This is a genomic window from Dactylosporangium sp. CA-092794 (genome assembly GCF_050948465.1).
Classification (GTDB): Bacteria; Actinomycetota; Actinomycetes; order Mycobacteriales; family Micromonosporaceae; genus Dactylosporangium.
The window spans coordinates 11,641,983-11,662,624 of record NZ_CP192044.1; the positions used below are offsets into that span (position 1 = coordinate 11,641,983).

Below are 20,642 nucleotides of genomic sequence, written 5' to 3' on the forward strand. Positions count from 1 at the left end.
CACGGACAATCACCAAGTGTGATGACCGGATATGCACCATCCGGTGTATCCGACAATCAACACCTATTCGATCTTGCACTCTCAACACTGCCGCCACACTCAGAGTGGTTCAAAATATCGCAAACCAGGCGTAACACCACACGACCAGTCGTAGGCATCCCGGCTGAACGGGTGAGCCTCCATAGGTGGTCGTCGGTGTCTCCGAGAAAGCCTTGCACCGGTTTGGGCTACGCCGGGAAATGCGGCAGGATGACGCGGGTGATCGGGACTGGTAATGACCGTGGTCACTCAGGGCGGGTCGGCGTTGCCCTGGGCGTTGCGGTTGTCGCATTCGTCGTGGGGTATGTGCAGAAGCTGCCGTGCGACTTGGCGGGCTGGCCATCGGACCGGCAGGTGGAGTACACGCGGTATTGCTACAGCGATATCCCGCTGCTGTTTCGCGAACGCGGGCTGATCGCCGGTATCTTTCCGTATGCGCCGCAGGCATGGCAGCACCCCCTGGAATATCCGGTCCTGACGGGCGACCTGATGGACCTGACCGCCCGGCTGACCCGGGCGCTCGCACCGGGCGGTGGCGACACACAACTGGTGCGGCTCTACTTCGGCGTCAACGTGCTGGTCCTGCTCGGGCTCGCGCTGGCCACGGTGGCCGGGGTGCGCACGCTGCTGCGTCGCGCGGGGGACAGCGGCACGGCGGCGCTGCTGGTGGCCGGGGCGCCGGTCCTCGTGCTGACCGCCACCATCAACTGGGATCTCCTGGCCGTGGCCGCCGGCGTGCTTGCCCTGCTGGTCTGGGACCGCGACCGGCCGATGCTCGCCGGCGTGCTGCTCGGGCTCGGCGGGGCGGCCAAACTGTTCCCGCTGTTCATCCTTGGTCCGCTGCTGCTGATCTGCTGGCGGCAACGACGGATGCGCGCGTTCGGTTCCGCCGTCGCGGGCGCGGCGATGTCCTGGGCGATCGTCAACGCGCCGGTCGCCCTGCGCTATCCGGACGGCTGGCTGGAGTTCTACCGGTTCAACACGCTGCGCTCCGGCGAGGTCGGCTCACTGTGGTACGCGCTGTCCCGCATGGGTTATGACGTACCGGCGCTCAACGTCGTCGCCCCGCTGAGCCTGCTGTTGCTCTGGGCCGGGATCGCGTTGCTGGCGTGGCGCGCGCCTCGGCCCCCGACGCCGGCACAGCTCACGTTCCTGGTGATCGCCGCGTTCCTGCTGACGAACAAGGTGTACTCGCCGCAGTACGTCTTGTGGCTGTTGCCGTTCGCCGTGCTGGCCCGCGCCGGCCGGCCGTTGCCGCGCGTACTGCCGGCGTGGGCACTCTGGCAGGCAGCCGAGGTCTGGTACTGGGTCATGGTGTGGCGACACCTGGCCGACGGGCACTACCTGCTCGGCGCCGACGGCGTACTGTACGTGGCCGCCACCTTCGCGCGACTCGCGACGACCGGGTACCTAGCGGTCCGGGTGCTGCACGAAATGGCCGTAGACAGCCCAGGGCATTCCCGAGGCGACACGCACCCGCCCACCCCGGCGCCCGGCGCCAAGCACACCGACCTCAAGGGGCTGCCGCGCTCAAACGGCCCCAGCCTGGCAACACTCGACACGGACGCAAGCGCCGCAGGCCCATTGGCGTCACGGAATGAACGGTCGGCCGACAATTTCACCTAATAGGCGGACAGCGAAGATCGGGCTAAACACGAAGATCATCAATACTGTACCGATAATCGGGAGCTATTGACCTATCGTGGTGGCGTGGCGGCCACCGGGAACTATGCGTGGAAGTCGGACGCTGTTTGGGCCACTGTGCTCATCGTCTTCTGGAGCATCTCACTGGCGGCTCTCGGTGCAGTCTTGCCCCATCCTTCTGGCACGGCTTTCCGGATGGCGCCCGGGGTCGTGGTCATGGCCCCATTCTGGATCATGAGCAACTCGGCAGTGCCCACGCGGGATCGGAAGATCGGCGGCTGGGCCGTGGTGCCGCCCGCATTCGTGGTGCTGGCCGTCGCTGATCAGATCCGATCGCTGTCCTCGCAGCCGGGGTGGGCCTACGTCCTCAGCTACGCACTCGCGGCGTGGGTGGGCTGCCTGGGTGCCATCTGGTTCACCTGGCTGCGCATCAAGCGGCGGCGCACGCAGGAACTGGCGGGCGGTGAACCCGCCGAAACACCGCCGCCGCAGTAGCGATCCGATCCAATTTGGCTGCGGCGCGCTGGTCAGCCGGCACTTCCGAGTCCGGCCCAGCGTGTCAAGGAAGCTTGTCGAAGACCGTTCGCACGAGCATGGCCAGGTGTTTGGGCGTGTCCGCGTCGCCGGCCACACGGGTCACGTCGAGCGACACTTCGTCGCGGCCACGCCGCACCCGCAGCTTGTAGTCGATGACGCGCTGCGAGGAGCCGGGATCCCGCACACCGCAACTCTGGTCGCCGAGACCCGCGAGCACATCGGCCGCCAGGTCCCCACCGGTCGGGCCGAGTTTGTTCCTGTCGTCCGCGCACTCCTTCGTTGTCAGGTCTTCGGCCCAGGCCGTGCCGGACTTACCGCCGCTGTCGCCATACCGGGCCACCAGCATGACCAGCTGGCTGCCGCGGGCCTCGCCCGCGCCGGCGTCAACCCGGCACACCGCCACGTTCACGCCGTCCAACGGCACAACCGGCGCGAACGACTCGTCGCGCCGAATCTCCTCGGGGTTGGGCATCACCTGCGCGAACGCGTCGATACCGACGAGGGCGCACGGGTCAGACGGCACCGGCTTCGCGGAAATGTGCAGATCCACGTCGCTGTCCCCGGAGCCGGCGCCGCCACATCCACCGAGCAGGACCAACACGGCGCCGACCGCCGCGAGCCACAGCCGATTCACACCGGCGAATCTAGCCGGTCGGTTCAACCTGTGAGGTGGAGGTCATGCGTTACATCATCCGGGCGCGTCATGCTGCCGCTGCGGTCCTCATCGTGTGCTGGCGTCGACGAGTGCGTGTGCCGTGGTCGAGGAGCCGCGATACGGCCCGGGCAAACGCGCCGTCAGCGAATATCGCGAGGAGTCGGAGAGGCTTCAGCTCGCACCGGGCTGGCACTGGCCCGCGCCGCCGAGCTACCCAGACATCGTCGACGGCCACCCGATGAAGCACGAAATCAACATGGGCCGGGTGGACGCGGCCTGGTTCTGGCATTGCACCTGGGCACGGACCTATCTCGCCGCGACCGATCCCTCGGCTAGGGACGCCGCCCTCGCCGAGGTGATGAAGCTGCGGCAGTCCGCGTACTACCGATGGGGCCTGGACGCTCTCGAACGGGGCTGGCGCGATAAGGTACTCGACGAGGTCAGCAGCGGCGACACCAAAAGCTTCCGGCAGATCATCGGCCTGAACTGCCCCGAGAACGCGGAGAGCGCCGCGTGAATGCTGCACCGCCTGCGGCTCCTCCTTCCCCCGCCCGGCTGCCCGTAGGGCTCGGTGCCGGCCTCGGTGTCGCCGCGTACGTCCCAGATCTGCTGGACGACGCGGTGGCGCCCTACGTCACGCCGCTGTTCAGCTCAGGATTCGCCTGGGGGCTCGTCGCCCTCGTCGCCGGGTACACGACGCGGCGGGCGAGGTCCTCGATCGTGGCCGGTGCGGCAGCGCTCACGATCGCCGTGTTCGTCTACTACCTGCTCATCGTCGCCGGTCAACGCTGGTATGTCGATGTGTTGAGCAGCGCGGACGGGGTGGCGACGATGGCCGGACTGCGATCGGTCGGCCTGTCGGTCGTGTTCTGGACCGCCGGTGCGCTCATCGGTGGCGGCACGCTGGGATGGCTGGGCCACGTCGTCCGCCACGCGCCGGCATTACCGGGCTCGGCCGCGATCGGCGCGACCCTTGGCTTGCTGTCCGGGGAGGCGATCAGCATCCCGCTCGTCTACAGCTCGGTCTGGGACGCGCCGCTGGACCCGTTCAGCTTGGCCAAGCTCGTCCCGTCGCTGGCACAGCTAGTCCTCGGCGTCGCCGCGGTCGCCGTCCTGATCCGCATACGCGACCGGCCGACGATGTGGCGCCTCACCGTGCTCGCCGCCGCCGCGTCCGTCGTCGTCAACGTATTCCTCTGGTATGTGCTCCTGACCGTACGGATGAGCCTCTGATCGTCAGCTCCGGGCATCCACCATGAGCAGGCCGACCGCGTCAATCGGCAACTGCTCACATGGAGCGTCGGTGACCGGAGTGCCGGTGTAGAGGCGGGCCACGACATCCTCGATGTCGGGCTCCACGATGGCGACGTCGCGCAGGGGGTACCGCGTGGAGGGCACCCAACTCACCATCACCGGCACCGAACTGACCCGCCGCGAGGTCATGGTCCGCGCCCGAACCCTCAACATCGACCGCCCAGCCTAGGATCACGCCGCCGCCCTGACGGACACCTGGCTCCGGAACAGCGGCGTGATCACCCCGGCTAAGCCGCGGCCCGTACCACCTCGACCTGATCCGCGGGAATCAATTCGCAGTGCCCGTCCGCCCGCCGAAGTTCGAGCACCGGCACACCCGGCGCGATGCCGAGCCGCACCCGCTCCGGCCGGCTCGGCATCCGGCATACCAGGGACTCGTTCGGCCGCAGGAACAGCGGTTCGCGAACCGCCCGGGGCCGGACGACCGGCCGGTAGCCGCGGCGGACCGTGATCAGCCCCTCGTCACGGAGGACCTCCAGGGCATCGCGAACGGCGTCCCTGCCCAGACCGAACCGCGCGGCGAGAGCGGACTCCGCCGGCAACAGGGCCTCCGGTGCGTAGACCCCCTGCTTGATCTCGTCCCGAAGATGGCCGGCCAGCCGGAGGTACAGCGGTTCGTGCATATGTGTCATGGCGCCAGAGTAAATGTTGGGGCCCTGTGGCCACAATCATCTTCCCGCGAAGTACTGAGAATTCCGTGCAACCTTCCGCCCGGCCCGGCGTGTTACAAGCGCTTCCACCAGTTCGGGCAAGGGACGGCTTCGATGGTCGCGGCGGCACGGGGCTCCGCGGCCAGCGAAGTCGATCTAGGCTGCATGCGTCTCGTTCCTGACCGGAGTAAGGCACCTTTGGCCGTCGCCCCCGAATTCGCCGACTTCTACGCGGCGACGTTCCCCCAACTCCTCACGCAGGTCCACGCGTTCGTCGGCGACCGGGCCGAGGCGCAGGACCTCGTCCAGGAGGCGTACCTGCGCGCCTTCGCGCGGTGGCCGACGATCTCGCGCTACGAGGATCCGGTCGGGTGGGTGCGCCGGGTCGCCTGGAACCTCGCGATCAGCCGCTGGCGGCGCGCCCGGCGGCTGCTGCACTGGCGCCGCGACCTCGCGCCGCCCGACGTCGAGGGCCCGGACGGGCTGTCGCTGGACCTCACCCGCGCGCTGGCCAAGCTCCCGCCCGTCTACCGGCAGGCGGTCATCCTGCATTATGTTGCGGACCTGCCGGTACGCGACATCGCGACCTTCACCGGCGCCGCCGAGGGCACGGTGAAGGCCCGCCTGCACCGCGCCCGGACGATGCTGAACGAGCTGCTCAGCCTGGACGACGGGCGGTCGGGCAATGGCTGAGCGGGACCCGCTGCGGGAGCGCTTCGCGGCGTTTCGGGATCAGTCCGAGGGTGCCGCGCGCCCGCCCGACCCGGAGATGATCCCGGTCGTCCTGCGCCGCCGAAAGCGCCGGAGGCTGATCGCCGCGGCCGCGGCGATCGTCGCCGTGCTCGCCCTGGCCCTGCTGCCGAATCCCGGCGACACACCCCGTCCGCCCGACCCGTCCGTCTCCGACACCGCGACACCGACCGTGACCACCGAGCAGGCCCCGACCTCGGCACCACCCCCCACCACCACCGCCGGCTCACCGAACGTGCCGGCCGGCCGGCCCGCCGGCAGCACCACCACCAAGCCGTCGAAATGCGCGACACCCCTGGACGGCGCCGGGAGCGAGCCCACCGTGAACGGCAACGAAGTGCTCAACGGCGTCCCCTATTCGATCCGGCCGTCCGACTACTTCGACCAGTGCCCGGCCTACCGCCTGCGCTTCGTCGAGGCCCGTTACGTGTGGGACCGCAACCGCCAGCTCATCGTCCTGGCCGCCAGCACCGAGCGCTACCTGACCAAGGCGTCGCCGACCGTCGCGGCCCCCAAAATCAACGAGCTGCCCGGCCTGTGCGGCGAGGGCTTCGTGGCCCTGCAAACCACGAAGCCGATCCCGACCACCATCCCCAACTCGGTCCAGGACACCCCGGGCGCCTACCTGAACCTCCTGCAGAAACACGCCTACGCGGCCTTCAGCCACTGGATCTTCCCAACCTCAACCCAGGCGCGCAGCAACAGCAGCTGCGGCCCGCCCGCCGCCAGCCCGTCAACCTCCCCAACCCCCTAGCCGCTCCACAGACCGTCTGCTCCGACCGCCAGGTCCATTGGGCGCACCGCGAGGCTCACCAGCATTGCCTCTGGCCGGTCAAGTCGATGACCTCGCCGTTGTCGTCCTGCGGCTTCCACACCGACTTGGCGGCGTCCCAGACCAGCTTGCTCGACGAGCCGCCCAGCGGCAGGCGACCGTGTCCCCCCGAGAAGGCCGGCGCCGTCAGTCGGCGGCTGGTTTGCCGCAGTAGAAGATCGCCCGGCCCAACTCCATCTCCGCCGCGATCGACGCGCGCCACTGCGGATAGCCGGGGTCGTCCGCCGCCGGGCGGCGGACCAGCTCCAGCAGGCACTCGTAGAAGTACGGCGCCGACCCCGATTCGGCGGCCCGCCCGATCGTCGCCTCGACCTGCTCCGCCGTGGTGAGGTTGCTTCCCGAGCTCATGTGTCAGCGGCCTTTCTTGCGCGAGGTTCTCCCTCTCAGGACTGGGCGGCGGCGAGACCGGGCTCGGTGGGCTGCTTGGCCGGGAGGAGGAAGGCGAGGAAGAACGGCACAGCGCTGAGCGCGAAGGCCCACCAGAACGTGCCGGAGAACGCGTCGAGCCCGTCGGCGGTCGTGGCGGCGCCGTCGAGCAGCCGTTGCAGGATCACGGCGATGACGGCGACGCCGAACGGGGCACCCACGCGCTGCACGACGCTGAACGCGGCGCTGGCCCGCGGTGCCTCGTCGTGGTTCAGGCTTGCGAAGGCCAGCGTCATCACCGGCAGCGTTACGGCGCCGAAGCCGACGCCCTGCAGGAACTGCCCGGCCATCAGCACAGCCGTGCCGCCGTGCAGGTCGGCCAGGGCGAACGGCACGACGCCGAGCATGTTCAGCAGCACGCCGGCGGCGACCATGAGGCGGCCGTCGACCCGGGCGCCGAACCTGCGGGCGAGCACGAAGAACAGCATCGTGCCGATGCCTTGCGGGATGAGCAGCAGGCCGGTGCGCAGCACGCTCTCGCCGCGGATCTGCTGGTAGAACAGCGGCAGCAGGAACGACAGGGCGTAGAGCGAGAAGCCGCTGACGAAGGTGATGGCGCTGCCCAGGCCGAAGCTGCGGCGGGCGAAGACCCGGACGTCGATCAGGGCCGGGCGGCGGGCGCGCAGGGAGTGCAGGGCGAACCCGGCGAGCAGGGCCACGCCGGCGAGCAGCGGAAGCCACACGTCGACCGCGGTGAACCCGGCAGCGGCCTGGCTGATGCCATAGGCGATGGCGACGACGCCGGGGGTGAGCAGCAGCAAGCCGAGCATGTCCAGGCGGTGACCGCGCCGCCGCGGGGTGGCGGGCAGCAGGATCGGCCCGAGCAGGAGCGCGGCGAGGCAGATCGGCACGTTGACGAAGAAGAGCCACTGCCAGCTCCACGACTGCAGGATCGCGCCGCCCAGCACCGACCCGGCGATCGGGCCGAGGGGTACGGGCAGCGCGATCGCGGTCATCGCGCGGTCGATCCGGTCCGGGCCCGCCGCGCGGGTGAGGATCGAGGTCGTGATCGGCATGACCATGCCGCCGCCGATGCCTTGCAGCACCCGGAAGGCGATGAGCGCGGGTAGCGAGGTCGCGAAGCCGCACAGGACGGATCCGGCGAGGAAAACCCCGACGACGAACAGCCACGCGTTACGGGCGCCGAAACGTTCCGAGACCCACCCGCTGACGGGGATCACCGACACGAACGCCAGCAGGTAAGCCGTCGCGACCCACTGGGTCTGCGCCACCGAGGCGTGGAACGTCGTGTGCAGGTGGTCCAGGGCGATGTTCACGATGGTCGTGTCCAGCAGCGTGGTGATCAGGCCGAGCACCAGCACGACGCTGATGAGCGTGAGCCGGCGGTCGTTCACCGGTGCGGCCGCCGGAGCCGCCACTGTCGTCGTCATGGCAGGAAACGCTAGGTTGGCTGGAGTGCGAATGGTGGCCAACCGATAACGCGCATCGGCCAAACCCGTGACGATGTTCGACGTCACGAGCGCGCCGCCGAAAGGATCGTTCCGTGACCAGCTCAGACACCTCCCCGACGGTGCCGCCCACGTCACCGATCCTGAGCATCCAACGCGGGGACTCGGCCGGGGTCGAGCGACTGTCGACTCACGCCCATCCCGAGCCGGTGTTGCTGTGGACCTCGACCGCAACGGTCATGGGCACCATCGCCTCCCGCGACTGGCTGGTCCCGCCGGGCTACGGGATGTGGATTCCGGGTGGGGTCGAGCACGGCGGGACCGTGCTGCGGGAAGGCGAGATGTCGATCATCCATTTCGCCGTTGATCGCTGCCCGATCACCTGGACCGAACCCACCGGGGTCGCGATCGGGCCACTGCTGCGCGAACTGATCAGACACCTGCACCGAACCGGACCGCAGGACCCCAGCCGGCCCCTCGGTGAAGCGCTCATGTTCGAGCTGCTCACCCCGCTGGCCACCCACGACATTCAGGTGTCCATGCCGGCCGACCCGCGAGTGCGCGCCGTCGCCGAACGGCTCCTCGCCGATCCCGGCGACCAACGCGAACTCACGGCCTGGGCCGACCATGTGCACACCGGAGTGCGAACCCTGTCGAGGCTGTTCCGCGCCGAGACCGGCCTCAGCTTCGCGGCGTGGCGGACGCAGGTCCGCATCCACGCCGCCATCCAGCTACTGGGCAACGGAACACCGGTCAGCGCCACCGCTCATGCCGTCGGCTACCGCAGACCCAGCGCCTTCATCAGCGCCTTCCGTCGCGTCACCGGCCAGACGCCCGGCACCTACCTTCAAGCCGACGCGATCACGCAGGCGACCGTCCACGACCCGAGGCAGACCGAAGACCTCATCGCGCGTCGGTGACCGGGGTGCCGGTGTAGAGGCGGGCCACGACATCCTCGATGTCGGGCTCCACGATGGCGACGTCGCGCAGGGCGTGCCCGGCCAGCTGGGCCAGCAGCGCACCCGCGGTGGCCGTTTCCAGGTCGTACTCCAGGCGCAGCCGGCCGGCCGCGACCAGCGCCGCGCCCGGGACCACCGGCGGCACCGCGACGGGCTCCTCGAAGTCGACCACCACCCGGCGACGCGAGCCGTACCGAGCGTGCAGAGCCTCAATCGTGCCGTCGTGCACCACCCGGCCGTGGTCGATGACCAGCAGCCGCCGGCAGAGCTTCTCGATGTCCGCGAGGTCGTGCGTGGTCAGCACCAGTGTCACGTCACCGCCCGCGCCCAGCTCGGCGAGGAAGCCGCGGACCGCCTGTTTGCTGACCACGTCGAGGCCGATCGTCGGCTCGTCCAGGAAGAGCACCTCGGGACCGTGCAGCAGGGCAGCGGTCAGCTCGCCGCGCATCCGCTGGCCGAGCGAGAGCTGGCGGACCGGGGTGTCGAGGAACGCGTCGAGGTCGAGCAACCCGCGGCAGCGGCGCAGCCGGGCGGCGTGCTCGGCCGCCGGCACCCGGTAGACGTGCCGCAGCAGGTCGAACGAGTCGCGGAGCGGGAGGTCCCACCAGAGCTGGGAGCGCTGGCCGAAGACCACGCCGATCCGCCGCGCGAGGCGGGTGCGTTGGCGCACCGGCGACAGGCCGCAGACGGTCACCGCACCACCGGTGGGCGTGAGCACCCCGGTCAGCATCTTGAGCGTGGTCGACTTGCCGGCTCCGTTCGGGCCGATGTAGCCGACCATCTCGCCGCGCTCGATCGCGAGGTCGACCCCGTCGACCGCGGTCACCGCGCGCCGGATACGGCGCAGCCGGCCGGAGCGCACCCGCACCGTGAACTCCTTGCGCAGTCCGACTGCATTGATCACCATCACGACCCCGTACTCGTGTAGTGCCGCAGGCCGAGTCGCCACACGGCGGCGGCCAGGACGGTCGCCGGAACGGCCACCAGCGGCGCCAGCCAGCCGACCCAGCCCGGCAGGCCGATCGGGTCGGGCTTGCCGAGCAGGGCCAGCGCCGGGTAGTAGGCGACGAAGGCGAAACCCAGGCCGTACGCGAAGGCGCCGCGGAACCATCCACTGTAGATGTTCACCGGGTAGCTCGTGAAATCGCGGCCGCCGTAGGTGAAGGCGTTGCCGACCTCGCCGGAGTCGGTCCACCAGAACGCGACCGAGGCCGTGGTCACGAACAGGGCGCCGAAGAACACCACACCGGCCAGCGGTGCGATGACCGCGAGCAGCGCCCGGCCGGGCGTCCAGGCGATCCCGGCGACGCCGAGCACGATCAGGTAGACCGTGGTCGCGAAGCCGGCCCGGGAAAGCTTGTGCAGCGACATGTCCAGCAGCACCAGCTGCGGCAGGGCGTGCAGCGGCCGCACGAGGACGGCGTCGATCCGGCCGGTACGCACGTACTGCGACACCCGCTCGATATTGCCGATCAGCACGTCGCCGACCGCGAACGACAACGCCGAGATGCCGCTGACCACCAGCGCCTCGTGCAGGTCGAAGCCGCCGAGGGTACGGGTGACGCCGAACAGCACCAGCACAGTGGCGATGTCGAGCGCGGTGGAGCCGACGTTGGCCACCAGGTCGACGGTGAACGAGACCCGGTAGGACGCCTGGCTGCGCAGCTGGCCGCGCAGCAGTTCCCAGTAGGCCCGCAGCGCACCGGCCTCAGCCACCCTGCACCACCAGCCGGTGCTCGGCGCGCCGCTGGACGAACCGGGCCAGCAGCAGGATCAGTACCGCCCAAACTGCCTGGAGCGCGACCAGCGCGACCTGCCGGGGCGTCGGGTCGACCTCGACCAGGACGTCGAGCGGCGTCTGGAACAGGCTCGGCAGCGGGGTCAGCAGCCACAGCGGTACGACCAGCCAGTCCGGCAGGAAGCGCAGCGGGAAGTACAAGCCGCTGAGCACGCCGGAGGCGAGCGCCCAGAACACCATCGGGCCGCGGACGTCGAGCATCCAGAAGCCGACCGCATTGACCAGGTAGCGGCAGCCGAAGCTGATCACGACCGCGAGCCCGACCGAGATGGCGAACAGCGACACGGTCGGCCAGCGGTGCGGCACGTACACCGGGAAGAACAGCGGGCCGACCAGCACCGGGACGAGCATCCGGGTGACCGCCGCGTGACCGGCCCGGCCGAGGTCGGCGGCCAGGTAGCTGGTCACCGGGTGAACCGGCCGAAGCAGGTCGGAGACGACGTCGCCGCTGCGGATCCGCTCGGCCAGTTCCGTCCAGCCCCAGAACAGCACGACGGCGAGCAGACCTTGACCGAACCACACGAACGTGGCGAGCCGGGCGGGATCGTAGCCGGCGACGGCGGCGCCGGCCGCGACGGCGAGCAGGACGTAGCACTTGAGGAAGCCGAACACCGTGTTGGTGAACGCGCCGGCGAACGTGGCCTGCCGATACGTGGAATATCGCCGGAATCCGGCCCGCATCAGCGCCACGAATGTCCCGATATCGGCGGCGATACTCGCATAGCGCCCGCGGGAGGCGGTGACGGAGTCCACGGCCATACTCTGCATACCGGGCATCGTCAGCGCCAGGCGTTTTCTGGCCATCCGTCGGGACGCAATTCCACCTACGCATTGTCCGGCCCGACCGTTGCCTGTCCACCACGCCCGTGCCGCGCTCCGCCCACCGTTCGCGCACCCAGGCCCGCCGGAGGCAAGAAGCCCAGCCACCCCCGGCCCTGGCAGGGAGCGAAGCGACCGCTGTCTGGCGGGAGCAACGGTCCGCAGGTGAAGCGAGCCCGAGCAAAGAGCAACGGCAAAGGCCGAAGGCCGAGCCAGAAGGACCGTAAGCAACGCACGAACGGTGACCACCGCGCGCGTCAGGGAGCCGCCCGTCGAGCGGCCACGACGCTGATGCTTGCGTGGTCCTTCGCCGACTGCGTAAGGGTGCGGGCCGCGGCCGAACCGGCGGCGGCCCGCACCGATGGGTCAGGCCGGTGCCCGCTCGGGCAGACTCACGGCCGGTTCGACCGCTACGTCGTCGAGCCGGTGGCGCAACTCCTCGCCTTCGACGTCGACGTTGGGCAGGAGCCGGTTCAGCCAGCGGGGCAGCCACCAGGCGGCCTTGCCGAGCAGGGTCATCACAGCCGGCACGATGGTCATCCGGACGACGAGCGCGTCGAAGAGCACGGCCACGGACAGCGCGAAGCCGATCGATTTGATGATCGGGTCGGGGGCGAGGATGAACCCGGCAAAGACACTGATCATGATGATCGCGGCGGCGGTGACCACCCGGGCGCCGTCGCCGAAGCCGGCGATCACGGCCTCGCGGGGTGCGACGCCGTGCACGTACTCCTCGCGCATCCGGGTGACCAGAAAGACCTGGTAGTCCATGGCCAGGCCGAACACGATGCCGATCAGGATGATGGGTAGGAAGCTGAGGATCGGTCCGGTCCGCACGACGCCGAGCAGGTCGGCCGCCCAGCCCCACTGGAAGACCGCCACGACGGCGCCGAAGGTGGCGGCGACGCTGAGCAGGAAGCCCAGGGTGGCCTTGATCGGCACCAGTAGCGACCGGAACACCAGCATGAGCAGGAGGAACGCCAGACCCAACACCACCGCCAGATACGGGATGAGGGAGTCGGCGAGCTTGGTGGAGACGTCGATGTTGATGGCGGTCAGGCCGGTGACACCGATACCCGCGCCGGCGATGGTGCCGTCGAGGTCTCGGACGGCATGCACGAGGTCCTCGGTGGCGGGGTCGCCCGGACCGCCGGTGGGGATGACGGTGAGCAGGGCGGTGTTGCCGACCGGGTTGACGGCGGCGGTGGCCGCCGCGGCGACGCCGGGTAGGCCGGTGATCTTCTGCACGACCTGGTCGGCGGTGGTCTTCGCGGCGCCGGCCGGGGTGTCGACCACGACGGTGAGCGGTCCGTTGAAGCCGGCGCCGAAGCCGGAGGCCAGCAGGTCGTAGGCCTTCCGTTGGGTGGTGTCCGGTGCGGCGGTTCCGTCGTCCGGCATACCCAGTCGCAGGTCGAGGGCCGGGATCGCGACGACGCCGAGTGCGACCACGGCGACCAGCAGCGCGGTGACCGGCCGGCGCGCGATCGCGCGGGCCCAGCGGATGCCGAAGGTGGTGGTACTACCGGCCTCGGGGTCGCGGGTGTGCCGAGCGCGGGCGTGCTTGCCGAGGACCCGGCGGCCGGCGAAGCCGAGTGTCGCGGGCAGCAGGGTCAGTGCGATGACCACGGCGATGGCCACGGTGAGCGCGGCGGCCAGGCCCATCTGGGTCAGGAACGGCACGCCGACCACGGAGAGTGCGGCCAGCGCGACTACGACGGTGAGACCGGCGAACACAACCGCTGAGCCGGCGGTGCCGACCGCCCGGCCGGCGGCCTCCTGCGGGTCGCGGCCGTTGCCGAGTTCGTACCGGTAGCGGGAGACGATGAACAGGGCGTAGTCGATCGAGACGGCGAGGCCGAGCATCAGTGCGAGCACCGGCGTGGTCGAGGACAGGTCTATGAAGCCCGTAGCGGCGGTGATCACGCCGATGCCGATGCCGATGCCGAGCAGCGCGGTCAGCAGCGGCAGGCCGGCGGCCACCAGCGACCCGAACGTGATCATCAGAACCACGGCGGCCACCGCGACGCCGATCGCCTCGCCCAGTCCGCGCTCGGGCGGGGCCTGCAGCGCGTCGCCGCCAATCTCGACACTCAGGCCCTGCTCGCGGGCACGGCCGGCGATGGCGGTGAGCGCGTCGCGGTCCCCGTCGGTCAGTTCCTGCGCTGGTACCCGGTAGGTCGCCTGGGCGAAGCCGACGGTGCCTGCCTGGTTCACGGCGCCGGACCGGAACGGGTCGCTCACCGCGGCTACCTGTGGTGCTTGGCGCAACTCGGCGACGGCCTGCTCGACGGCCGCCTTCGTGGCCGCGCTGGTGAGCTGCTGTCCGTCCGGTGCGGCGAACACCATCCGTGCGGTGGCGCCGTCTGCGGACACCTGTGGGAACCGTTCCTGCAGCAGGTCGATCGCCTCCTGCGACGGCGCGCCGGGAATCCTGAACCCGTCAGACGTCGAACCGGACAAGGTCGCGGCGCCGGTCACCACGGCCGCGAGGACCGCTAGCCACAGCCCGACGACCAGCCATCGCCGACGGAACGCGAACCGGCCCAGCCGGTACAGAAACGATGCCATCTCGGGCCTCCTGCGGAAGATCGGTCTGTCCGCAAGCTAGCCGATCGTGCAGTCGATTGCTGCACGATCGTGAGGTACTTCACTTCACGATCGTGCAGTGGATCGACTTTACGATCGTGCGGTTGCCTACTGAACGATCGGCCAGCTAGGCTTCCCGGCAGAGACGGGTTCAGGGAGGCGGCGCGAATGGCCGTAACAGCAGTCAGGGCGTCCGACAGCCGGCAGCGCTTCGTCGATTCCGCGATACGCCTGTTCGCCCGGCACAGCTTCGCCGGCACATCGCTGCAGATGATCGCCGACGACGTCGGCGTCACGAAGTCGGCTGTCCACCATCACTTCCGCACCCGCGAGGAACTGCTCAACGCCGTAGTTGAGCCACTGACCGTCGAGCTGCGGGCGGCCGTCGAGGCGGCCGAGGCGCAACGGAGCCGGCCGGCCCGCGCCGAGCGCATGCTCACCGGCCTCGTCGACATCATGGTGGGTAACCGCGTGCTGGCTCCCGTGCTGGTCGGCGACCCCGGGGCCATCGAGATGCTGCGCACCCGCTCCGACGTGAACGACCTCATCGACCGCCTGATCAAGCTGCTCGCCGACGTCGAGCCCGGCGTGGGCGGGTGGATCAAAGCCGACATGGTCATGGCCGGAATCGCCGGCGGGATGAGCGCACGGACGAGCGGCCTCGACAACGACGTGCTGCGCCGGCACCTGGTCGAGGCCAGCCGGCGCACCCTCGGGCTGCGCGCCCCACGATGCCTCCGCCCCTGCTGAACGCCGGCGGGACCAGGCCTGGTCGACGGCCATCGGGCGCCAGGGATGGCGCCGCCGTCGAGGCTGAGTAGACGGAGGCGGTGTGCATTCCTCCAGAGAGGACCGGCCTGCGCACCCACCTCCCGCGCCCGAGAACTCCTCGAACTCGACCTCCTTCGGCAGTCGGCAAGACGAGCTCAGGCGTCCGGTTCCACCTCAGCCTTCAGCGCGTCCGGCGCATCGGCAAGGATCTCCAGCGCACGATCCCTGTCCATGCTCGCTCGCCGCTGCTGCAGCGCCCATCTCAGGATCGGACGCGCTTCCAACGAGCTGAAGAACGCGTCACGGTCAGAGCCCCCAGCAAAACCATGATCGCGAATGCGCAACCAGTCACGAAGCGCACGACCGGTGTCACTTACGCTCCGCACGAGATCCACCAACGCAGGACGCAGACTTACACGGAGCTTTCCCGCACGAGTACTCCCGAGAACGAGAGAAACAGAAACACGCCGCCGAGGACTGGTCCGGTCATGTCTCGCCTCCAATCGCTAGCATCGATGTTGCCTCATCGGCTAGATAGCCGGCCGCCTGCGTCCGAAACAATGCCGCGTATCGCCCGTTCAGTTGCATGAGTTCTTCATGGCTGCCCTGCTCGGTAACAGCACCTTCATCAAGCACGACAATGAGGTCGGCGTCCTTCACCACGTTGAGTCGATGAGACACGAGAACCGCAGTATGACCCGGCGAATCTCGACGCAGCGCATCGTGAACGGTACGTTCAAGGCTGACAACCTGGGAGGCGTGGGAACTGCGACAACTGCTACGCCTGCTGTCTCGCCGCTTGTCGGCGATCCGATTGAGCGTGCCGATGCCGAGCAACTCGCGGGAGTACTGAAAGCATTCGCCGATCCGGCCCGGCTGCAGCTGCTGAGTCTGATCCAGTCCGCTCCGGAGGGCGAGGCGTCCGTGAGTGACCTCACCGCGCCGCTTGGTCTGTCCCAGCCGACCGTGAGCCATCATCTTCGGATCCTCACCGAGGCCGGCCTGCTCGAGCGTGAGAAGCGCGGCGTCTGGGCGTACTACCGCCTGGTGCCGTCCGCGATCGCGGCCATCGCCGACCTGTTGACGCCGCCCCGTAAACGGGCGGCGAAGAGGGCCCGCTGAGCGGCACTATCGAAGGCCACGAGTGCGTCGGACAAAGCGCGCCCAATCCGCCAATTTCCTTGATCGGATGCGCGCGCCCATGCCGCTGACTGGGCGCTCCTCGAGGCGTGTGGTAAGTCTCGGATTTTGTGTGGACGTCTCCGGCCACCAGTGGATACCGTCGCCCGGTGCAGCATGCCAGGCGGTACGGCTACGTGGGGCCGCCGGAGCTGCGTGGCCGGATGGCGGGAGTGGACGCCGTGGCGGTCGAGACGGCTGCCGCTCTCGCGCGTTGGCTCGCTGAACGCGACCGTGGTGAACTCGTCGAGCCGTTCACCTTCGTCGTGGCGCTCGACGGTGGACTCAGGTTGGCGTCCCGGCGCTCCGAACACGTTGTCCTGGTCGGTGGACACGATGTCCTCGCAGCTGGCGAGATCGCCTTCGCCCTCGCTGGATCCGGCTGGCACGTGGTCGAGGTGACCAACCAGTCGACTGGTTACTGCCCCGATCCGGACTGCTGGCCGGCCGTTGGCGAAGCACTCGACCGAATCGGCGTGCGGCATCCAGACGACTTCACCGACAAGGTCACATTCCGGCGCTGCCCGGCCTGCGGCGAGCGCAACGTCGTGCGGGACGACGACTTTACCTGTGCCCAGTGCGACAGCGCGCTGCCCGCACAGTGGAACTTCGCGCCGAACTGATCGATAACGATCTGCATCGGTGTGAAGTTTCCCGTCGACCGCGCCAATGTCGAGCCGTCAGGACGGACGGCCTGATCACCTGCGCGCACATGCCGCCGAGCGGGCGCGGCTACCGGAGATTGCGCTCGGCAGGTCCGGCTCGTGGTTTAGTAGCCGCCGGTCGGCGGATCTTGTACTGGTGTTGTGTCGATGCGTACTACCGCGATTGGGGACGCACATGCTGCTGCAGGCCTTGGCTTCGTGTACGGTCCCGTTGCCACCCGGAGGGGAAGTTCCGTTCATCGACGACAGGCGCCCCGCGATGCTCTGGTGCAGCGATGGGCCGCCCGCCGCCGACCTGGTCCAGCAGTTGCGGACGGCGCACCCGGTGACCGGGTTGTGGCCCGTACTGCTGTACGACGATCCTCTTGAGCTCTTTCCCGAGCTGGCTGGCAGCCCGGACGTCTACGACGCCGCCATCGTGTTGGCCGGGTTCTGGCACCGGTACACCCGCGACGGCCCGGCCAGCGCCACCAGCCCATTCGGACAGCGCTGGCCGCGTATCGTGCCGGCTGGCAAACCGCGCGAAGATCCGCTCGACTGCGCCGACGACCTGACGCGCACACTGCTGCACGGCGGCCGGCTCGTCGATGCCCGGCTGGGCCTGGTACCAGCCGTCCGCGGCGCCGACGTGCTGGCCACGATGGGCTGGGCGGGTCCGGTCAACTACGACAACGACACCGCCAAGTTCTCGTCCGTGCTGCGCTCATGGGAAGACCAGTTCGGCGTCAGCGTCGTCGCCGCCAACATCAACACGCTCACCGTCAGTGTTGGCGCACCGCCAGGAGATCTCGATGCGGCGCTGCATCTGGCGGCAGAACACTTCGCGTTCTGTCCGGACAACCTCTGGCAGAGCCACCCGCACACCATCGCCGAGTACGCACCGCACCTCATCGACGCGCGATCGTGGTCGTTCTGGTGGGACTGAACGCTCCATCACCACGCCCGGGCCTACCAAGGTCACACGCAAACTGGGCGCGCACATCTGCCGCTGCGGGCGCTCAGTGCCCGTCACCGGCGGTGATAGCGTCCGGCAGTTCTCATCATGCTGGTCGGCGAGATCCTCGGCGTTCGACCGCCAGCCTGAGCCGGAATGTGTCGTACTGGCATACGTGCTGTCGCCGCCTCACGGCGAGCAGAGTCGCGTTGATCGAACCTCGCTATGACCGTATCGGCGATATCCAGCAAGTCGGCCTTCGGCTAGCTTAGCTGGTCTCGACCTGCCACCCGACCACTGGGGAGTCGCCATGGTTGCCGATTCGGTCAGCGACCTGATCCTGGGGAACACGCGAACGGTTCGGGAGATATTCGGAAGTAGCAGGCGCTACGGCCTGGACTCCTACCAACGCGAGTACGCGTGGACGGACAAGCAAGTCGAGGAGCTGATCAACGACCTGACCGGGCGGTTTGTCAAGGACTGGTCACCCAAGCATGAACTCAGAGACGTTGCTCGATACCAGCCATACTTCCTCGGCCCGATCATCACGGCGCGACGCGAGGGCATCTCCTATCTGATCGACGGACAGCAGCGGTTGACCACGCTGATGCTCTTGCTGATGTGGCTGCGGCGCATACAGGACGGTCGCCTGGACGCCGTCCCGGGGGTGGACTCACTGGTCTACACCGCACACTTCGGCGAGAACCTGTTCGCGGTCGACGACGAGGAGCGTCGGCCCTGCCTGCACGCACTGTTGACCGGGACCGACTATGACGCCAGCAACCAGCCGATCTCCGTACGCAACCTCATGCGCGCCTTCAGCGCTATTGATCGGCTCTTCCCGGAAGATCTTCGCGATGAGGAACTGCCGTACTTCATCTACTGGCTGCTCGACCGGGTCACCCTGGTGGAGATTTCCACGAGCGACGCGAGCCTGGCGTTGGAGATCTTCGAGACCATGAACGACCGCGGCCTGCGGTTGACCAGCCTGGACATGCTCAAGAGCTTCCTGCTCAGCCAGGTCAGTGACGACGATCGTGGGCCCGTCAACCATGCATGGCGCACACGCCTGACCACGCTGGCCGATATCGACCCGAACACCAACGCACAGACGGCGTTCGTGAAGAACTGGCTGCGCGCGAAGTACTCAGCCGGTAACGATGACGACGAGGCGATCGGCACGGCGTTCGACAAGTGGGTACGCAATTCCGCAGCCCGGATTGGCTTGGACGGGCCGGTCGCGATACGCGACTTCGTCCTGCGTGACATGGACAGCCTTGCCCGTCGGTACAGCGAACTGCTCGTCGCCACTCGAACGCTCACACCGGGCCTGGAACCGCTCTTCTACAACGCCTTTAACTCGGTAACCCTGCAACTTCCGCTAATCCTGGCCACCCTGGCTGTCGACGACGACGCAGAAACCTTCCGGCGCAAGGCGCGCATGGTCGCCGGATATCTCGACATCTTCGTCGCCCGCAGCATGGTGAACGCCCACGACTTCCGGTACACGTCCGTCGAACACCGGCTGTTCAGCCTCGCTCGGGAGATCCGCGGCATGGACACCGAGACGTTGGCCAAACGGCTTGGTGAGGAGGTCGCTGCGATCTCGGACTCCTTCGATGCCGTCGCTTCGTTCTCGCTCCGACCACGCAACCGTACGTACGTGAAGTACCTGCTCGCCCGGATCGCGGCCTGGCTCGACGCGCAGTGCGGGACTGGGCACACATTCGCGGACTACGCGCGCGCAGCCAAGGACCAGCAACCCTTCGAGATCGAGCACATCTGGGCCACCGACGGGTTCGCCCACCAACCGACCATCACGCGCCGACGATTCGCCGAGCTACGCAACCGGCTCGGTGCCTTGCTGCTGCTGCCGAAGGACTTCAACGCCAGCTTCGGCGACATGCCGTACACCGACAAGCTGCCAAAGTACATGGGACAGAACCTGCTCACCCGATCCCTGCACCCCGACTGCTACCAGAACAACCCCTCGTTCCTTCGGCTCGTCCAAGCCCACGGCCTGCCATTCCAGCCGTTCCCGAACGCTTTCGACCCCGTCGCCATCGACAGTCGGCAGGCGCTGTACCAACGACTGTGCGAGCTCATCTGGGACCCGGCCGTCTACGGTCTGGACGTACCTGCCGTCATGACCCAGCCTGCTCGGGAACGAAGCCGAGTCCGATTCGATGTCTCGCTCCGCCAACTCGTCGATCAGGGCCTGCTACCGGCTGGCGCGCAGCTCGTAGGCTCTTACCGCAACGCTGAGCACAAGGCAGAAATATCACCAGACGGCCGGATCCGCATCGAGTCTGGCGACGAGTTCGAGGCCGCCTCCCCGGCCGCGATGGCGGTGCTCGAGAAACAGTCGTGGAACGGTTGGACCTTCTGGCACGTCGCCAACGCCGACGGCTCCTTGACCCGCCTCGACGAGATACGCAAAGCCGCCATCGAACGCGACAGCGTAGAGGCGTAGCTCACCGCCCCAACGACCGTGGCGAAGGTCCACGCCGCCGCCCTCGAAACACCGACGCCGCGGCTGCGGCTCGGCGCCGACACCGTGACCGGCGACTCCGCACGTCGGATCGCGGCGCTGCTCGTGCAGGGCCGCGACCTCGACGCCCACAGGATGCTACTCGGGTCATGGTCGGCCGGGGACACGGTCACCGTCGCCGCTG

22 protein-coding genes are annotated in these 20,642 nt (G+C 68.6%); 12 read left to right on the forward strand and 10 right to left on the reverse strand.

Annotation, left to right across the window (positions count from 1 at the left end; genetic code table 11):
- The first annotated feature begins 249 nt into the window (after nucleotides 1–249).
- Together ACQPXD_RS50390 and ACQPXD_RS50395 are read left to right on the forward strand one after the other, a co-directional pair.
- Nucleotides 250–1,665: a glycosyltransferase family 87 protein gene (locus tag ACQPXD_RS50390; RefSeq protein WP_432831347.1), complete on the forward strand. Its 1,416-nt coding sequence runs from the start codon at nucleotides 250–252 to the stop codon at nucleotides 1,663–1,665.
- 84 nt (nucleotides 1,666–1,749) lie between these two features.
- Entirely contained in the window at nucleotides 1,750–2,178 is a 429-nt protein-coding gene (locus tag ACQPXD_RS50395) for a hypothetical protein (protein ID WP_432831349.1), read from the forward strand.
- Nucleotides 2,179–2,242: 64 nt separating this feature from the next.
- Here the strand turns inward: ACQPXD_RS50395 and ACQPXD_RS50400 are convergent, their stop codons facing one another.
- A complete protein-coding gene (locus ACQPXD_RS50400) occupies nucleotides 2,243–2,854 on the reverse strand; it encodes a hypothetical protein (RefSeq protein WP_432831351.1) in 612 nt (203 codons plus the stop codon).
- 121 nt (nucleotides 2,855–2,975) lie between these two features.
- Here ACQPXD_RS50400 and ACQPXD_RS50405 point away from each other — a divergent pair, with 121 nt between their 5' ends.
- On the forward strand, nucleotides 2,976–3,392 hold the full coding sequence (locus tag ACQPXD_RS50405) for a hypothetical protein (RefSeq protein ID WP_432831353.1): 417 nt from the start codon (nucleotides 2,976–2,978) through the stop codon (nucleotides 3,390–3,392).
- Entirely contained in the window at nucleotides 3,389–4,108 is a 720-nt protein-coding gene (locus ACQPXD_RS50410) for a DUF6518 family protein (RefSeq protein ID WP_432831354.1), read from the forward strand. Before ACQPXD_RS50405 ends, ACQPXD_RS50410 begins: the two co-directional genes overlap by 4 nt.
- 3 nt (nucleotides 4,109–4,111) lie before the next feature.
- On the opposite strand, the gene ACQPXD_RS50415 is transcribed toward ACQPXD_RS50410, so the two are convergent.
- Together ACQPXD_RS50415 and ACQPXD_RS50420 are read right to left on the reverse strand one after the other, a co-directional pair.
- A complete protein-coding gene (locus ACQPXD_RS50415) occupies nucleotides 4,112–4,273 on the reverse strand; it encodes a hypothetical protein (protein ID WP_432831356.1) in 162 nt (53 codons plus the stop codon).
- 143 nt (nucleotides 4,274–4,416) lie between these two features.
- A complete protein-coding gene (locus ACQPXD_RS50420; RefSeq protein ID WP_432831358.1) occupies nucleotides 4,417–4,821 on the reverse strand; it encodes a GntR family transcriptional regulator in 405 nt (134 codons plus the stop codon).
- Nucleotides 4,822–5,037: 216 nt separating this feature from the next.
- Between ACQPXD_RS50420 and ACQPXD_RS50425 the strand changes: the two genes are divergently transcribed.
- Complete coding sequence (locus tag ACQPXD_RS50425; protein ID WP_432831360.1) at nucleotides 5,038–5,532, forward strand: SigE family RNA polymerase sigma factor; 495 nt, start codon at nucleotides 5,038–5,040, stop codon at nucleotides 5,530–5,532.
- A complete protein-coding gene (locus ACQPXD_RS50430) occupies nucleotides 5,525–6,343 on the forward strand; it encodes a hypothetical protein (RefSeq protein ID WP_432831362.1) in 819 nt (272 codons plus the stop codon). Before ACQPXD_RS50425 ends, ACQPXD_RS50430 begins: the two co-directional genes overlap by 8 nt.
- 204 nt (nucleotides 6,344–6,547) lie before the next feature.
- On the opposite strand, the gene ACQPXD_RS50435 is transcribed toward ACQPXD_RS50430, so the two are convergent.
- Together ACQPXD_RS50435 and ACQPXD_RS50440 are read right to left on the reverse strand one after the other, a co-directional pair.
- Complete coding sequence (locus ACQPXD_RS50435) at nucleotides 6,548–6,769, reverse strand: hypothetical protein (RefSeq protein WP_432831364.1); 222 nt, start codon at nucleotides 6,767–6,769, stop codon at nucleotides 6,548–6,550.
- A 35-nt stretch (nucleotides 6,770–6,804) separates the two neighbouring features.
- Entirely contained in the window at nucleotides 6,805–8,238 is a 1,434-nt protein-coding gene (locus tag ACQPXD_RS50440) for an MDR family MFS transporter (RefSeq protein WP_432831366.1), read from the reverse strand.
- 113 nt (nucleotides 8,239–8,351) lie between these two features.
- Between ACQPXD_RS50440 and ACQPXD_RS50445 the strand changes: the two genes are divergently transcribed.
- Complete coding sequence (locus tag ACQPXD_RS50445) at nucleotides 8,352–9,176, forward strand: helix-turn-helix domain-containing protein (RefSeq protein WP_432831368.1); 825 nt, start codon at nucleotides 8,352–8,354, stop codon at nucleotides 9,174–9,176.
- On the opposite strand, the gene ACQPXD_RS50450 is transcribed toward ACQPXD_RS50445, so the two are convergent.
- From ACQPXD_RS50450 to ACQPXD_RS50465, 4 genes are all read right to left on the reverse strand, one after another.
- Nucleotides 9,160–10,122: an ABC transporter ATP-binding protein gene (locus ACQPXD_RS50450; protein ID WP_432831370.1), complete on the reverse strand. Its 963-nt coding sequence runs from the start codon at nucleotides 10,120–10,122 to the stop codon at nucleotides 9,160–9,162. The two genes, ACQPXD_RS50445 and ACQPXD_RS50450, sit on opposite strands and share 17 nt — an antisense overlap.
- Entirely contained in the window at nucleotides 10,122–10,931 is an 810-nt protein-coding gene (locus ACQPXD_RS50455; protein WP_432831372.1) for an ABC transporter permease, read from the reverse strand. Before ACQPXD_RS50455 ends, ACQPXD_RS50450 begins: the two co-directional genes overlap by 1 nt.
- Nucleotides 10,924–11,781: an ABC transporter permease gene (locus ACQPXD_RS50460; protein ID WP_432831374.1), complete on the reverse strand. Its 858-nt coding sequence runs from the start codon at nucleotides 11,779–11,781 to the stop codon at nucleotides 10,924–10,926. The genes ACQPXD_RS50455 and ACQPXD_RS50460 overlap by 8 nt, the downstream gene beginning before the upstream one ends.
- Nucleotides 11,782–12,198: 417 nt before the next feature.
- Entirely contained in the window at nucleotides 12,199–14,400 is a 2,202-nt protein-coding gene (locus ACQPXD_RS50465; RefSeq protein ID WP_432831376.1) for an MMPL family transporter, read from the reverse strand.
- A gap of 186 nt (nucleotides 14,401–14,586) precedes the next feature.
- On the opposite strand from ACQPXD_RS50465, the gene ACQPXD_RS50470 reads away from it, so the two are divergent.
- Nucleotides 14,587–15,168: a TetR/AcrR family transcriptional regulator gene (locus ACQPXD_RS50470; RefSeq protein WP_432831378.1), complete on the forward strand. Its 582-nt coding sequence runs from the start codon at nucleotides 14,587–14,589 to the stop codon at nucleotides 15,166–15,168.
- A 176-nt stretch (nucleotides 15,169–15,344) separates the two neighbouring features.
- On the opposite strand, the gene ACQPXD_RS50475 is transcribed toward ACQPXD_RS50470, so the two are convergent.
- Complete coding sequence (locus ACQPXD_RS50475) at nucleotides 15,345–15,584, reverse strand: hypothetical protein (RefSeq protein WP_432831380.1); 240 nt, start codon at nucleotides 15,582–15,584, stop codon at nucleotides 15,345–15,347.
- A 364-nt stretch (nucleotides 15,585–15,948) separates the two neighbouring features.
- On the opposite strand from ACQPXD_RS50475, the gene ACQPXD_RS50480 reads away from it, so the two are divergent.
- From ACQPXD_RS50480 to ACQPXD_RS50495, 4 genes are all read left to right on the forward strand, one after another.
- Nucleotides 15,949–16,311, forward strand: a complete 363-nt coding sequence (locus ACQPXD_RS50480; RefSeq protein WP_432844254.1) for an ArsR/SmtB family transcription factor — start codon at nucleotides 15,949–15,951, stop codon at nucleotides 16,309–16,311.
- Between the two features lie 167 nt (nucleotides 16,312–16,478).
- Complete coding sequence (locus ACQPXD_RS50485; protein ID WP_432831382.1) at nucleotides 16,479–16,991, forward strand: hypothetical protein; 513 nt, start codon at nucleotides 16,479–16,481, stop codon at nucleotides 16,989–16,991.
- A gap of 217 nt (nucleotides 16,992–17,208) precedes the next feature.
- The gene (locus tag ACQPXD_RS50490; protein WP_432831384.1) at nucleotides 17,209–17,958 is read left to right on the forward strand and encodes a DUF4253 domain-containing protein; all 750 of its coding nucleotides are present in this window, start codon (nucleotides 17,209–17,211) and stop codon (nucleotides 17,956–17,958) included.
- 319 nt (nucleotides 17,959–18,277) lie between these two features.
- On the forward strand, nucleotides 18,278–20,440 hold the full coding sequence (locus tag ACQPXD_RS50495) for a GmrSD restriction endonuclease domain-containing protein (protein WP_432831386.1): 2,163 nt from the start codon (nucleotides 18,278–18,280) through the stop codon (nucleotides 20,438–20,440).
- The last annotated feature ends 202 nt before the right edge of the window (nucleotides 20,441–20,642 follow it).